The organism is Variovorax boronicumulans (assembly GCF_019352895.1).
Classification (GTDB): Bacteria; Pseudomonadota; Gammaproteobacteria; order Burkholderiales; family Burkholderiaceae_C; genus Variovorax; species Variovorax boronicumulans_A.
Window position 1 is genome coordinate 1,042,939 of sequence record NZ_JAAAFX010000004.1, and the last position, 12,316, is coordinate 1,055,254.

At 69.2% G+C, this 12,316-nt stretch carries 13 protein-coding genes; 3 read left to right on the forward strand and 10 right to left on the reverse strand.

The window, feature by feature from the left end; all coding sequences use genetic code 11:
• Window positions 1-37: 37 nt before the first annotated feature.
• Both K0H49_RS06380 and K0H49_RS06385 read right to left on the reverse strand, forming a co-directional pair.
• Window positions 38-1,390, reverse strand: coding sequence for a dicarboxylate/amino acid:cation symporter (locus K0H49_RS06380; RefSeq protein WP_219210390.1), 1,353 nt, complete (start codon window positions 1,388-1,390; stop codon window positions 38-40).
• A gap of 133 nt (window positions 1,391-1,523) precedes the next feature.
• Window positions 1,524-2,084, reverse strand: coding sequence for a putative glycolipid-binding domain-containing protein (locus tag K0H49_RS06385; RefSeq protein WP_219210391.1), 561 nt, complete (start codon window positions 2,082-2,084; stop codon window positions 1,524-1,526).
• Window positions 2,085-2,206: 122 nt separating this feature from the next.
• Between K0H49_RS06385 and K0H49_RS06390 the strand changes: the two genes are divergently transcribed.
• Window positions 2,207-3,391 carry a Y-family DNA polymerase gene (locus K0H49_RS06390; RefSeq protein ID WP_219213072.1) on the forward strand — a complete coding sequence of 395 codons (1,185 nt, stop codon included), beginning with the start codon at window positions 2,207-2,209 and terminating at the stop codon, window positions 3,389-3,391.
• A 1-nt stretch (window position 3,392) separates the two neighbouring features.
• Window positions 3,393-4,079 carry a TIGR02117 family protein gene (locus K0H49_RS06395; RefSeq protein WP_219210392.1) on the forward strand — a complete coding sequence of 229 codons (687 nt, stop codon included), beginning with the start codon at window positions 3,393-3,395 and terminating at the stop codon, window positions 4,077-4,079.
• Window positions 4,080-4,089: 10 nt separating this feature from the next.
• Here K0H49_RS06395 and K0H49_RS06400 read toward each other — a convergent pair whose 3' ends face one another.
• Together K0H49_RS06400 and K0H49_RS06405 are read right to left on the reverse strand one after the other, a co-directional pair.
• On the reverse strand, window positions 4,090-5,370 hold the full coding sequence (locus K0H49_RS06400; protein WP_219210393.1) for an aspartate carbamoyltransferase: 1,281 nt from the start codon (window positions 5,368-5,370) through the stop codon (window positions 4,090-4,092).
• A gap of 76 nt (window positions 5,371-5,446) precedes the next feature.
• Window positions 5,447-6,478: a purine-nucleoside phosphorylase gene (locus tag K0H49_RS06405; protein WP_219210395.1), complete on the reverse strand. Its 1,032-nt coding sequence runs from the start codon at window positions 6,476-6,478 to the stop codon at window positions 5,447-5,449.
• 143 nt (window positions 6,479-6,621) lie between these two features.
• Between K0H49_RS06405 and K0H49_RS06410 the strand changes: the two genes are divergently transcribed.
• Window positions 6,622-7,827: a DNA topoisomerase IB gene (locus K0H49_RS06410; protein ID WP_257624607.1), complete on the forward strand. Its 1,206-nt coding sequence runs from the start codon at window positions 6,622-6,624 to the stop codon at window positions 7,825-7,827.
• On the opposite strand, the gene K0H49_RS06415 is transcribed toward K0H49_RS06410, so the two are convergent.
• The 6 genes from K0H49_RS06415 to yaaA form a co-directional block, all read right to left on the reverse strand.
• Window positions 7,773-8,453 (reverse strand): hypothetical protein, encoded by a 681-nt coding sequence (locus K0H49_RS06415; protein ID WP_219210397.1) that lies wholly within the window; start codon window positions 8,451-8,453, stop codon window positions 7,773-7,775. The genes K0H49_RS06410 and K0H49_RS06415 overlap by 55 nt on opposite strands.
• The gene (locus tag K0H49_RS06420; RefSeq protein ID WP_219210399.1) at window positions 8,450-8,815 is read right to left on the reverse strand and encodes a response regulator; all 366 of its coding nucleotides are present in this window, start codon (window positions 8,813-8,815) and stop codon (window positions 8,450-8,452) included. The genes K0H49_RS06415 and K0H49_RS06420 overlap by 4 nt, the downstream gene beginning before the upstream one ends.
• A 68-nt stretch (window positions 8,816-8,883) precedes the next feature.
• On the reverse strand, window positions 8,884-9,741 hold the full coding sequence (gene queF, locus K0H49_RS06425) for an NADPH-dependent 7-cyano-7-deazaguanine reductase QueF (RefSeq protein WP_219210402.1): 858 nt from the start codon (window positions 9,739-9,741) through the stop codon (window positions 8,884-8,886).
• 10 nt (window positions 9,742-9,751) lie between these two features.
• Window positions 9,752-10,660: an alpha/beta fold hydrolase gene (locus K0H49_RS06430; protein WP_219210403.1), complete on the reverse strand. Its 909-nt coding sequence runs from the start codon at window positions 10,658-10,660 to the stop codon at window positions 9,752-9,754.
• A 16-nt stretch (window positions 10,661-10,676) separates the two neighbouring features.
• On the reverse strand, window positions 10,677-11,522 hold the full coding sequence (locus K0H49_RS06435) for a 2OG-Fe(II) oxygenase (RefSeq protein WP_219210405.1): 846 nt from the start codon (window positions 11,520-11,522) through the stop codon (window positions 10,677-10,679).
• 10 nt (window positions 11,523-11,532) lie between these two features.
• Entirely contained in the window at window positions 11,533-12,315 is a 783-nt protein-coding gene (gene yaaA, locus K0H49_RS06440) for a peroxide stress protein YaaA (protein ID WP_219210408.1), read from the reverse strand.
• Between the last annotated feature and the right edge of the window lies 1 nt (window position 12,316).

The following is a 12,316-nucleotide window of genomic DNA, read 5'->3' on the forward strand; positions in this document are numbered from 1 at the left end:
GCGCGCATCGCATCGCCATTTGCCGGCACAGGTGCCGTCAGGCGCGTGGCGCCTCGCCCGCCATGCGCTCGGTCGTCGCGTTCACCAGCACCTCGGGCTCGTTGGCCTCGACCCAGGTCTCGTTGTTGAGCGCCGCGTGCAGCCGCTTCTCGTCGAGCTCGTCGGTCCACTTGGCGACCACGATGGTGGCCACGCCGTTGCCGATCAGGTTGGTCAGGGCGCGCGCCTCGGACATGAAGCGGTCGATGCCGAGGATCAGTGCCAGCCCTGCCACCGGCACATGGCCCACGGCCGACAGCGTGGCCGCCAGCACGATGAAGCCGCTGCCCGTGACGCCGGCCGCCCCCTTGGAGGTCAGCAGCAGCACCGCCAGCAGCGTGATCTCCTGCACCAGCGTCATGTCGGTGTTGGTGGCCTGCGCGATGAACACCGCGGCCATCGTCAGGTAGATCGAGGTGCCGTCGAGGTTGAAGGAATAACCGGTCGGGATCACCAGGCCCACGCAGGTCTTCTTGGCGCCCAGGTTCTCCATCTTCTCCATCATGCGCGGCAGCACCGACTCGGACGACGAGGTGCCCAGCACGATCAGCAGCTCTTCCTTGATGTACTTGATGAACTTCCAGATGCTGAAGCCGTGGAAGCGCGCGATGGAGCCCAGCACCACGAAGATGAACAGCAGGCAGGTCAGGTAGAACACGCCCATCAGCTTGCCCAGCGAGAACAGCGAGCCGATGCCGTACTTGCCGATGGTGAAGGCCATGGCACCGAAGGCACCGACGGGTGCCAGCTTCATGATGTAGTTGACGATCACGAAGAGCACGTGCGAGCCCTTCTCGATCACATCGAACACCAGCGTGCCGCGGCCGCCGAACTTGTGCAGCGCGAAGCCGAACAATATGGCGATCAGCAGCACCTGCAGGATCTCGCCCTTGGCGAAGGCATCGACCAGCGTGTTGGGGATGATGTTGATCAGGAAGTCGACCGTGCCCTGCATCTTGCCCGGGCCGGTGTAGGCGGCGATGGACTTGGTGTCGATGGTGGACGGGTCGATGTTCATGCCCGCGCCGGGCTTGAACACGTTGACCAGCACCAGGCCGACCACCAGCGCGATGCTGCTCACCACCTCGAAATACAGCAGCGCCAGGCCGCCGGTCTTGCCGACCTTCTTCATGTCCTCCATGCCGGCGATGCCGATCACGACGGTGCAGAAGATGATCGGCGCGATCATCATCTTGATGAGCTTGATGAAGGCGTCGCCCAACGGCTTCATCGATTCGCCGACCTGGGGATAGAAGTAGCCCAGGGCCACGCCGATGATCACCGCCGTGATGACCTGCGCATAGAGCGACCGGTAGAGGGGAAGCTTGCGTGTGCTTGGCTGTGTTGTCATGTTTTTGCCTGCAGGAAAGTAAGGATGTCTGCTCACGGGAACGACGATGCCTGGGCGCCGGTGTGGCTTCCGGGATCGTTTTCGGCCCGCCGATGCGGGCGTGGATTCTCCTCCTTGACGGGCAGGTTTTCAGTCAGTCGGCGGTCAGCCAGCGTTCGGGGTAATGCGAAACGAAGCCCTCGGGCGTGAGGTTCAGCAAGGCGGCATAGCCGAAACGCGGCGCCTCGTACCAGCAGGCGCCGGCGCTGCGTTGCGCGTAGCGTTGTTCGATCAGTCCCAGGCTGCGTTCGTCGACATCCAGCCATGCGGCCGGCGCATCGACCGCCTCGCCGGGCTTGAGGCCCAGGCGCCGCAGCGGGATCAGGTTGGTGGCGGGCGTGAAGCCCAGGTCCAGGTCCATGCAGTGCGCCAGATCGGGCACCGCCTCGTCGTTGAGCAACCAGCCGCCACGCGCGTTGCGCGTGACCGACAGGTCGATGCTCTCGCCGCCGATCCAGCCGCGCACCGTGCCCCATTGCGTGTGCCACAGCGCATCGCAGCGCACCCGGTAGTGGAGCTGGGCATGCCGGCCCTGCGCGTCGCGGAAGACGGCCGCACCGTCGAGCTGCCATGCCGTGTCGTTGCGCTCGAGCCGGCAGGCATCGTGGCCTGGCGCGTCGAGGCGGCGCCAGAGGATCGAGGCGACGGTGTGCATGGGCGCGATGATGGCGCGCCGCCCGGCTCGGCGCAAGCGCTGCACAAGGTTTCGTCACAAGCGAAAATCATGCTGTGACCGTTGTTTCCCCTTCTCCCTTGCGCCGCATCGCCCATCTGGACATGGATGCGTTCTTCGCGTCAGTCGAGCTGCTGCGCTATCCGCAGCTCAAGGGCCTGCCGATGGTGATCGGCGGCGGGCGGCGCAAGGTCGACGAGATCGTGGAGCACGACCATGCCGGGCGGGCGCTGTCCGAGATCCCGGTCGAGGCCTTTCCGCTGCTCAAGGACTACGTGGGCCGCGGCGTGATCACCACCGCCACCTATGCGGCGCGGCAGTTCGGCGTGGGCTCGGCCATGGGCATGATGAAGGCCGCCAAGCTGTGTCCGCAGGCGATCGTGCTGCCGGTGGACTTCGACGAGGTGCGGCGGCTCTCGCGGCTGTTCAAGAGCGTGATCCGCGAGATCGCGCCGGTGGTGGAAGACCGCGGCGTCGACGAGGTCTACATCGACTTCACCGAGGTGCCCGGCGGCCAGCGCGAAGGCGGCCGGGTGCTGGCGCGGCTGATCCAGAAATCGATCTTCCAGGCCACCGGCCTGACCTGCTCCATCGGCGTGGCGCCCAACAAGCTGATCGCCAAGCTGGCCAGCGAGTTCGACAAGCCCAACGGCATCTCGATCGTCTACGAGAGCGACCTGGAGCCCCGCATCTGGCCGCTGCCCTGCCGCAAGGTCAACGGCATCGGCCCCAAAGCCGACGAGAAGCTCCGGCGCCTGGGCATCGAGACCGTGGGCCAGCTGGCGGCGTGCGACCGCGACTGGCTGATCGCGAACTTCGGCAAGGCCACCGGCGCCTGGATGCACGAGGTGTCCTGGGGCCGCGACGACCGGCCGGTGGTGACCGAGAGCGAGCCAGTCTCGATGAGCCGCGAGACCACCTTCGACCGCGACCTGCACGCGGTGCGCGACCGGGCCGCGCTGGGCGCCATCTTCACCGACCTGTGCGAACGCCTCGCCGACGACCTGCAGCGCAAGGGCTATGTCGGCAAGACCATCGGCATCAAGCTGCGCTACGACGACTTCAGGAGCGCCACGCGCGACCAGACCATCGACCGCTTCATCGACGACGGCAGGACCATCCGCCAGATCGGCGGCCAGTGCCTCAAGCGGGTGCCACTGGAGCGGCCGCTGCGGCTGCTGGGGGTGCGCGTGGGCGCACTGGCCAAGGCGGGCAGCCCCGAGGCGCTGGCGCCGGTCGGGACGCGCGCCACGGCGGAGCCGGTGTCGACCACCGCCTCCCTGTTCTGAGATGGCCGCGATCGCACGCTGGCGCCGGCGCATCGCCTTCGTACTGCTGGGGTTGGTGGCGGCGATCGGGCTGTATGGGGCCGTGGCCTGCGCGCTGGTGTTCTGGCCCGCCAATACCGGCCCGGTGCAGCAGCCGCCCGCGATCGAGGCCTGGGTGCTGAGCAACGGCGTGCACACCGACCTGGTGCTGCCGGTCCGCTCGGCCGCCGTCGACTGGCAGCAGCTCTTCCCGCTCACCGATTTCAGGGCCGTGCCGGCCGACGCCGAATTCGTCGCCATCGGCTGGGGCGACCGCGAGTTCTACCTGCACACGCCCACCTGGGCCGACCTCACGGCCAGGCGCGCCGCCGGGGCGCTGATGGGCGGCAACCGTGCGCTGCTGCACGTGAGCTACCTGCAGCGCGCGCAGCTGCGCCAGGGCGCCTACCGGCTGCCGCTCTCGGCCGCGCAGTACGCACGGCTGGTGGACCATGTGCGCGCCGCGCTGCCTTCGGGCCGCGCGATCCCCATCGCCGGCGCGCACTACGACGCGCAGGACGCCTTCTACGAAGCCGAGGGCGGCTACAACCTCTTCGAGACCTGCAACACCTGGACCGGCCGCGGACTGCGGCGCGCGGGCGTCACGGTGAGCCGCTGGACGCCCTTCGACTTCAACGTGACCTGGCACCTCGCGCCGGCGACACCCTGAGCGCGGTGGCTCAGTCCAGCCCGTCGAACTCCGCGTCGTCGGGCCCGATGTGCGCGGGCGAGCGCCAGCCCGCGTCGCGCATCGAGCGCGCCACCTGGTGCTCGACGCCCATCAGCACCGCGAACAGCGCCATGCGCACCGGGATGCCGTTGTCGGTCTGGCGGAAGATCGCCAGCCGCGGGTCGTGGTTGAGGTCGATGCTCAGGTCGTTCGCGCCCGGGCGGCCGTCGCGCGGCAGCGGGTGCATCAGGATGGTGTCGGGCTTGCAGACCCGGTCGACCAGCGCCTTGCAGACCTGGAACTCGGGCGTGTAGCCCTCGATCTCCTCGCCCGCGAAGCGCTCCTTCTGGATCCGCGTGGCATAGACCACGTCGGCGCCGCGCAGGCCTTCCTCGAGCGAGGGCGTCTGCTCGACCACGTGGCCGTTGCGCGCTACCAGGTCGACCAGGTAAGCCGGCATCTCCAGCGAGGGCGGCGCGATCAGCGTGAACTTCAGCCCGCGGTACAGCGCCAGCAGCCGGATCAGCGAATGCACCGTGCGGCCGTACTTGAGGTCGCCCACCATCGCCACGTGCGTGCCGTCGACCAGCTTGCCCATGCGCGAGAACTCGCGCTGGATGGTGTAGAGGTCGAGGATGGCCTGGCTCGGGTGCTCGCCCGGGCCGTCGCCGGCGTTGATGACCGGGATGTTGGTGGCGCGCGCGAACTCGGCCACCGAGCCCTGCTCGGGATGGCGCACCACCAGCGCATCGACGTAGCCGCTCATCACGCGGCTGGTGTCGTAGATCGACTCGCCCTTGGCCATCGACGAGAAGGTGAAGCCGGTGGTGTCGCAGACCGTGCCGCCCAGCCGGCAGAAGGCCGCGCCGAAGCTCACGCGGGTGCGGGTGCTGGCCTCGAAGAACAGGCTGCCCAGCACCGCGCCCTCGAGCACGCGCGAGACCTTCTGGCGCCGCGCGATGGGCTGCATCACGTCGGCCACCTGGAACAGGTCCTCGAGGCTGTCGCGGTTGAACTGCGCCACCGACAGCAGGTGCGGCCGGCCCTCGGCCGCGATGCGCTGGCCCAGCGGGCGGGCGTCGGCGCCCGAGGCCGGCAGGGCCTCGCGCTGCAGGATCTCGGCGACGAACTTGCCCACCATCTCGGGCATGGCGCGCGATTCGCCGGAGTCGGCTGGCAGCAGCCAGGTGTCGAGGGCTCGTCGGCGCACGCCCAGCCGTTCGGAGAAGGCGTCGCGGGTGAGGTTGAGGCGACGCATGGCGTCGCGCAGGATGTCTTGTTGCTGGCTCATGGGCGCGAAATATACGCCATGAGCCATCACTTCACATCAAAATTTACGCATTGCGCACACTTTAAACTGCAGCCGGTCAAAGCTTGGGCACGCCGCCCTGCCACTGCGGCCAGTTCGCCACGATGTGGTCGACCACGCGGCTGCCCACCTTCTCGATGTTCTCCACCGTCTCGGCAAAGCCGCCGGCGGTCTCGCCCGGGGCCGGGTCCAGGTGCTGCAGCGTGGTTTCCTTCGGGTTGCCCTGGTCGAAGTTGACCGCGCCGCGCAGGCTCATCACGCGGTCGGTCCCGTGGGTGCGGTTGATCACCAGCGTGATCGCGGCCGCTTCCATCTCGGTGATCACGTAGTCGTCGGCGCCATAGAGCTTGGCGATGTACTGCGCCTGGTTCGACATGCCCGGGCCGTGGAAGAAGGTGTCGCCGGTCATGTGGGTGCCGGTGCCGACGAAGGGCGCGCGGCGGGCCGCGGCGTCTGGGTAGCGCAGGCGGTAGGTGCGGGCGCTGTCCGAATCCTTGAGCGGCGTGTCGCCCGAGAGCTTCATGGCCCAGCCGACCAGCGCCGGGTTGAGCTGGAAGCGGCGGTAGTTCTCGTAGCCCTTGCGCGGCATGAAGGTCGGCTCGCCCGGCTTGTTCTCTTCGGGCGCCCAGCGGTGGCCGAGGTCGTAGTCGACCAGCCAGGTGGCCCAGTTGACCTCGCCGATGGTGCCGCGCGAAGGCGGCGTGCCGGCCACGCCCGAGATCACGTAGTAGGCCTGCGAGAAGTCGAAGGCCGGGTTCAGCAGGATGGCCTGCATCGACGAGGACGAATTGACCTTGCCCATGCCCAGCACCGCGCCGCAGACGCCGTCAACGTTGCAGTACACGGGCTGCAGCGCGCCGGGCACGGTGACCGGCTTGGCGTCCTTCCAGTAGCGCTCGTACCAGTGCTGGAACTCGCCCGCGCGGTCGCCGGTGTTCTGGCCGATCTCGAACATGGCGGCCACGAAGACCTTGACGCGGACCGGCGCCGCGGCGGTAGGGGTCGAGGGCGTGGAGGCGCAGCCGGCGGAGACGGCGGCGGCCATGAGCAGCGCGGGCCAGCGCGCGCGGGACAGGAAGGAGACGGACATGGTGGGGCTTTCGAAAGGAATCATGGAAGTCTAAGAGGCAGGGAAAGAGAACGGGCACGCCGCGCACCCGGCGCGTTTGCGGCGTCCTACATCCGCACGACGCGGCGAGCCGCATCGTGGCGCCACTCATCCAAGCACATCACATGCCTACCGCTGCTTCCCTGCGCCCCGCCCCGCTCGCCAACGGACTGGTCTACGTGAATCCGGAGATGCCCGGCCTGCGACGTTTTCGCCAGGGCGAGCACTTCCGCTTCAAGGATGCCAAGGGTCAATGGGTGCGCGATGCCGACGAGATCGCGCGCATCCGCAGCCTGGCGATCCCGCCGGCCTACACCGAGGTCTGGATCTGCCCGCTGCCCAACGGCCACCTGCAGGCCACCGGCCTCGACGCCCGGGGCCGCAAGCAGTACCGCTACCATCCCGACTGGCGCCTGCTCAAGGACGAGAGCAAGTTCGAGCGGCTCGAGGCCTTCGGCCGCGCGCTGCCGCGCATCCGCGCACGCGTGGCCCGCGACCTCGAGGGCGGCCCCCGTGCCGCACCGACGCGCGAGCGCGTGCTGGCCACGCTGGTGCGCCTGCTCGACACCACCTTCCTGCGCGTGGGCAACGAGGAATACGCGGCCAGCAACGGCTCCTACGGCCTGACCACCCTGCGCAACAAGCATGCGGCGGTGCGCGGCAGCGCACTCAAGCTGCGCTTTCGCGGCAAGAGCGGCGTGCAGCACGAGGCCGAGGTGGACGACCCGCGCGTGGCCCGGGTGGTGCGCGCCTGCCAGCAGCTGCCGGGCCAGGAACTGTTCCAGTACGTCGATGCCGAGGGCGCGCCGCACGGCCTGTCGTCGACCGACGTGAACGACTACCTGCGCGAGGCCGCGGGCGACAACTTCACGGCCAAGGATTTCCGCACCTGGCACGGCACGGTGCAGGCGCTGGAGCTCACGCGCCTGGCCTGCGACCGCAACGGCGACGAAGCGGCCACGCCCGCGATGCGCTACAGCGCCAAGGAGATCGTGGCGGCGGTCGCGCGCCAGCTGGGCAACACGCCGGCCGTCTGCCGCAAGGCCTATGTGCACCCGGCCGTGCTCGCGCTCGGCGCCACGCTGGCCAGCGATGCGGGCACGATGAGCGAGGTCTGGGAGAAGATCGCGGGACAGGCCAAGACCAGGCGCCGGCTCTATGCCGCCGAAGCGCGACTGCTGGCGTTTCTGACGGCCCATGGACGTAGGGCGACCCGCGAAGCCAGGAAGGCCTCGGCCGCCGGCACGCCACGGCGCCCCCGCCGTGCCAAGGCGACTCAGTCCGCCGCGAGCTTCAGCCGCACCGCATCGCGTTCGATGGTCAGTGCATAGCCCAGGTCGTCGGCCAGCGATTGCAGCGCAATGGCGTCGATCGCCAGCATGCGCGGCGCGCGGTGCGCACCGGCCATGACATCGGCCCCGTCGGCCTCGCCGGCCGTCACGCGCAACCACAGCGCGTCGTCGCCGTCGGCCGACACCGTGACCGTGCCGACATCGGTGGGCGTGTCGTGCAGGTAGCCCAGCGCGCCCAGGAACAGGTAGCGCAGCGCAGCGCCGGAGGGCCACTTGGGCTCATCGTCGCCGGGCGTCTGCAGCGACGCATCGACCTGCAGGTGGATGCCCTGCAGCTCGAAGGCGGCGCGCATCAGCCCGACGCCTTGGGTCACCAGGGCATGCCGCGTGATGCCTTCGTCGTCGATGGCGAGTTCCCAATCGCGCAGCGAGCGAACCGCGTTCACCAGCTCGGCGATCTGGCTGTCGATCAGCGTCACGCGTTGTTCACAGACCATCGGGTCGATGGTCGGCGACGCCACCTGGCGCCGCAGCATCAGCAGCCCCATGCGCATCACCGACACCGGCCCCGTCATGTCGTGGCGCAGTGCCGGCAGGGCCCGGATGAGCAGTTCGTGGCGAACGCCCGCAGCGATCCAGCTGCGCGCGCCGGGCGAGGCTTTCATGAAGAGGAGGCCGAGGCGCCGCGGGCCATCTCGAGGATGCGATCCAGCGCATCGAAGTCGATGGGCTTTTGCAGGTGGTGGTCGAAAAGACCGGGGGTGCCGGAGGCCTCGCGCGAGGACAGGCCCGTGACCGCCACCAGCAGCGGGGGGTGCGTGCGGTCGCGCAGTTGGCGCGCAACCTCGGTGCCCGGCAGATCGGGCAGGGTGATGTCGATCAGCGCCACGTCGAAGGACTCGTTGGCGCAGACCGCCAGGGCCTCCCGGGCCGAATAGGTGCAGCGCGCGCTGTGATCCTGCAGCGACAGCAGTTCCTGCAGCAGATCGGCAGCGGCTTCGTTGTCATCAACGATCAACACATTCACGGCAGTGTTCCAGAAATAAATGTCACCTAGTATCGACGTAGCCCCCTCCGGGACCTGTAGGAGCAAGCCTACTGACGCGCCGTTCGTGCGTTGAGCGGCAGGGTCTGCGGCCAGCTGGTACGAAATGGATTGATGTCCAGTCCACCGCGACGCGTGTAGCGCGCGTACACGGCCAGCTTGGTCGGACGGCAACGTTCCCAGATGTCACGGAACATGCGCTCGGCACAGGGCTCGTGGAATTCGTTGTGGTTGCGAAAGCTCACGATGTAGGCCAGCAGCCCCGCCTGGTCGATGGCCGGACCGCTGTAGCGGATCTGCACGCTGCCCCAGTCGGGCTGGCCCGTGACCAGGCAATTGCTCTTGAGCAGCCGGCTGGTCAGCGTCTCGGTGACGGCCGGCTGGCTGGCGTCGCTGGTCAGCAGTTCGGGCGCGGGCTGGTAGCGCGTGCACTCGATGTCGAGGCGGTCCAGGTCGAGGCCGTCGAGTTCGTGCACCGGCTCGCGGTCGAACAGCTCCGGCGTCAGCAGCTTCACGCCGATGCCGCCACTGCGTCCGCTGCCGCGCCAGGCCGCCTCGGACAGGTCGGCGCGCAGCGTGTCGCGCACCGCGTCCAGGTCGGCGAAGACGCTGTTGTTGAAGCTGTTGAGGTAGAGCTTGAAGGACTTGCTCTCGATGATGTGGGGCGTCTCGCAGGGCACGGTGATGTGCGCGATCGCGACCTGCGGCTTGCCGCGCGGGTTGAGCCAGCTCAGCTCGAAGGCCGTCCAGAGGTCGGCGCCGAAGAAGGGCAGCGCGTCGTCGGCGATGCCCATGGCGGCGCGCTGGGTGGCGCGCGCGATGGGAAACAGCAGCGTGGGGTCGTAGCGGTCGGCGTAGGCCGAGCTGCGGCCCAGCTGGGATTGTTCGGGGGTGTTGTCGAGGCTCATGGGGTGTCTTTTAGGCGGATTGCGTTTCTTGCGACGCCTGGAGGAAAGGAACCATGTGCGCGAGCAGGACTTCGGCCAGCCGCGGCGACAGGTCGTGGCCCATGCCGGGAATCGCGACGAACTGCGCGCCCGGGATGCGCCGCGCGGTGTCCTGGCCGCAGGCGAAGGGCACCAGCGGGTCGGCGTCGCCGTGGATCACCAGCGTCGGGCAGGCGATGCGCGCCAGCAGCCGTTCGCGGCCGCTGTCGGCGGCCACCGCGGTCATCTGGCGCACCAGGCCGTGCGGGCGGTAGGCGCGGCGCAGTGCGCGGACGAGGCGTTCACGCAGCGCGGTCTCGTCGGGCGGATAGGCCGGGCCGGCGATCAGCCGCACCAGCTGCATGCTGTGGTGCACGCGCGCCGCCTCGTCGCGCGCCAGCGGCCGGCGCAGCGACAGCGCCATCACGTCGCGGCGCGGGCCGGGCAGGCCGCGCGCACCGCTGGAACTCATCAGGCTGACCAGGCTGGCCACGCGCTGCGGCGCGGTGGCGGCCATGCGCTGGGCGATCATGCCGCCCATCGAGGCGCCGATCACGTGGGCGCGCTGCACGCCCAGCGCATCGAGCACGCCGATCGCGTCGTCGGCCATGTCCTGGATCGCGTAGGCCGAGCGCACCGGCAGGCGCAGCTGGAAACGCAGCCCCTGCCACAGCAGGTTGCCGGTGCCGGCCGCGTCGAAGTGCTGGCTCAGGCCGGCGTCTCGGTTGTCGTGGCGCAGCACCCGGAAGCCGGCGTCGACCAGCGACTGCACGAAGCTGTCGGGCCAGGCGATCAGCTGCATGCCCAGGCCCATGATCAGCAGGACCACGGGACGGTCCGGGTCGCCACCGTCGCCGCTGTCCTCGACCTCGATGCCGATGCCGTTGGCGCGCACCTTCATGGCCGGGCCTTGCGATTCATATGAACTCGCGCTCGCGCAGCCACTTGGTCGCGACCCACTTCTCGCCTTCGAGCACCGGCGCGCCGCCGTGCAGCGTGCGGGTGTCGGGATGGGGCCGGTCGTAGCTGAAGAAGACGCCGGTGCCGCGCTTGGGCGCGACCTCGAGCCCGACGTCGGGGAAGGTCGTGGCCCCGCCCTTCGCCGGCTCCTGCAGGTACATCACGAGCGTGCCCACGCGCTGGCCGCCGCGCCGCAGGATGGTCGGCGTGCCGGGCTCGGCCGGATCGAAGTAGTCGTAGTGCGGCCGGTACTGGGCGCCGGGCCCGTAGCGCAGCACCTGCAGCCCTTCGCCGAACACCAGCGGCCAGTTCAGCAGTGCGGCGATGCGCTGCTCGATGCGCGCCACCACCTCGGTCTCGCCGCGCTCGAAGAACATGCCGTCGCTGGTGCGGTCGACGTTGAGCACCTCGCCGCCGGTCTGGGTCTCGACCGTGAGCGAACGCGCCAGCCGCTTGCGCGCGCTGGCGATCAGCGCATCGCACTCCTCGTCGGCCAGCAGGTCGCCGAACACCACCACGCGCGGATGCGCCAGCGTGTGCAGCACATGCACCCGGCGGTCGCCGGCGTCGAGGTAGAGCGGCGAGCCGTCGAGGTCGGGCCAGGGCATGGCCCGCGCGGTGCCGGTCACCGTCACCGGCGCGACGTCGGCAGCGCCGCGTTCGATCTCGGCCAGCGCGGCATCGGTGGTCGCCTCCTGCCAGCCGGCCATGTGCATGGATGTGCGCAGCGCGGCCACGGAATGGCCGGCGGACAGCTGGGCCACGACCCAGGCGCGCAATTCGGGGGTGACGGGTTGCGTCATCGCATCCTCCTCAGGTCTTCCTTCTGAACACCAGCCTTTCAGGCAGCGAGACGGCTGCGTCGAAGGCATACCCTTCCAGGTCGAACTTCTCCAGCGCCTTGGGCGTGACCGCCTTGTGCAGCACGGCCCAGCGCGCCATCAGGCCGCGGGCCCGCTTGGCATAGAAGCTCACGATCTTGTACTGGCCGCCCTTGCCTTCCTGGAACACGCATTCGACCACGCGCGCCTTGAGCACCTTGCGATCGACCGACTTGAAGTACTCCTGCGACGCGAGGTTGATCACCACCGGCGTGAGGTCGGCCGCCAGCCGCTCGTTGAGATGGGCGGCGATGCGCGCGCCCCAGAAGGCATAGAGGTCCTTGCCATGGCGGTTGGCCAGCTGCGTGCCCATCTCCAGGCGATAGGGCTGCAGCCGGTCGAGCGGGCGCAGCACGCCGTAGAGGCCGCTGAGGATGCAGACGTGGTCCTGGGCCCAGTCGAGCTGCCTGGCCGTCAGGGTCCTGGCATCGAGGCCGCCGTACACGTCGCCGTCGAAGGCCAGCGCGGCCTGGCGCGCGTTCTTCTCGGTGCCCCTGGACGACCAGGCGGCGTAGCGGGTGACGTTGAGCGTCGACAGCTTGTCCGACAGGTGCATCAGCTCGGCGATCTGCTGCGGCGACTGCTGGCGCAGCAGGCCGATCAGTTCGGCGGCCGGGCCGCGCGGGCCCTCGAAGACGGGCTGGGTGGCGGGGAGTCCTTCGGGAAGGGGGCTGTCGTAGTCGAGCGACTTGGCGGGCGAGAGCAGGAAAAGCATG

Coding starts and splice junctions, on each gene's coding strand:
- K0H49_RS06380 (WP_219210390.1), bottom strand. CDS start 1,390: ATGACAACACAGCCAAGCACACGCAAGCTTCCCCTCTACCGGTCGCTC.
- K0H49_RS06385 (WP_219210391.1), bottom strand. CDS start 2,084: ATGCACACCGTCGCCTCGATCCTCTGGCGCCGCCTCGACGCGCCAGGC.
- K0H49_RS06390 (WP_219213072.1), top strand. CDS start 2,207: ATGGATGCGTTCTTCGCGTCAGTCGAGCTGCTGCGCTATCCGCAGCTC.
- K0H49_RS06395 (WP_219210392.1), top strand. CDS start 3,393: ATGGCCGCGATCGCACGCTGGCGCCGGCGCATCGCCTTCGTACTGCTG.
- K0H49_RS06400 (WP_219210393.1), bottom strand. CDS start 5,370: ATGAGCCAGCAACAAGACATCCTGCGCGACGCCATGCGTCGCCTCAAC.
- K0H49_RS06405 (WP_219210395.1), bottom strand. CDS start 6,478: ATGTCCGTCTCCTTCCTGTCCCGCGCGCGCTGGCCCGCGCTGCTCATG.
- K0H49_RS06410 (WP_257624607.1), top strand. CDS start 6,622: ATGCCTACCGCTGCTTCCCTGCGCCCCGCCCCGCTCGCCAACGGACTG.
- K0H49_RS06415 (WP_219210397.1), bottom strand. CDS start 8,453: ATGAAAGCCTCGCCCGGCGCGCGCAGCTGGATCGCTGCGGGCGTTCGC.
- queF (WP_219210402.1), bottom strand. CDS start 9,741: ATGAGCCTCGACAACACCCCCGAACAATCCCAGCTGGGCCGCAGCTCG.
- K0H49_RS06430 (WP_219210403.1), bottom strand. CDS start 10,660: ATGAAGGTGCGCGCCAACGGCATCGGCATCGAGGTCGAGGACAGCGGC.
- K0H49_RS06435 (WP_219210405.1), bottom strand. CDS start 11,522: ATGACGCAACCCGTCACCCCCGAATTGCGCGCCTGGGTCGTGGCCCAG.
- yaaA (WP_219210408.1), bottom strand. CDS start 12,315: ATGCTTTTCCTGCTCTCGCCCGCCAAGTCGCTCGACTACGACAGCCCC.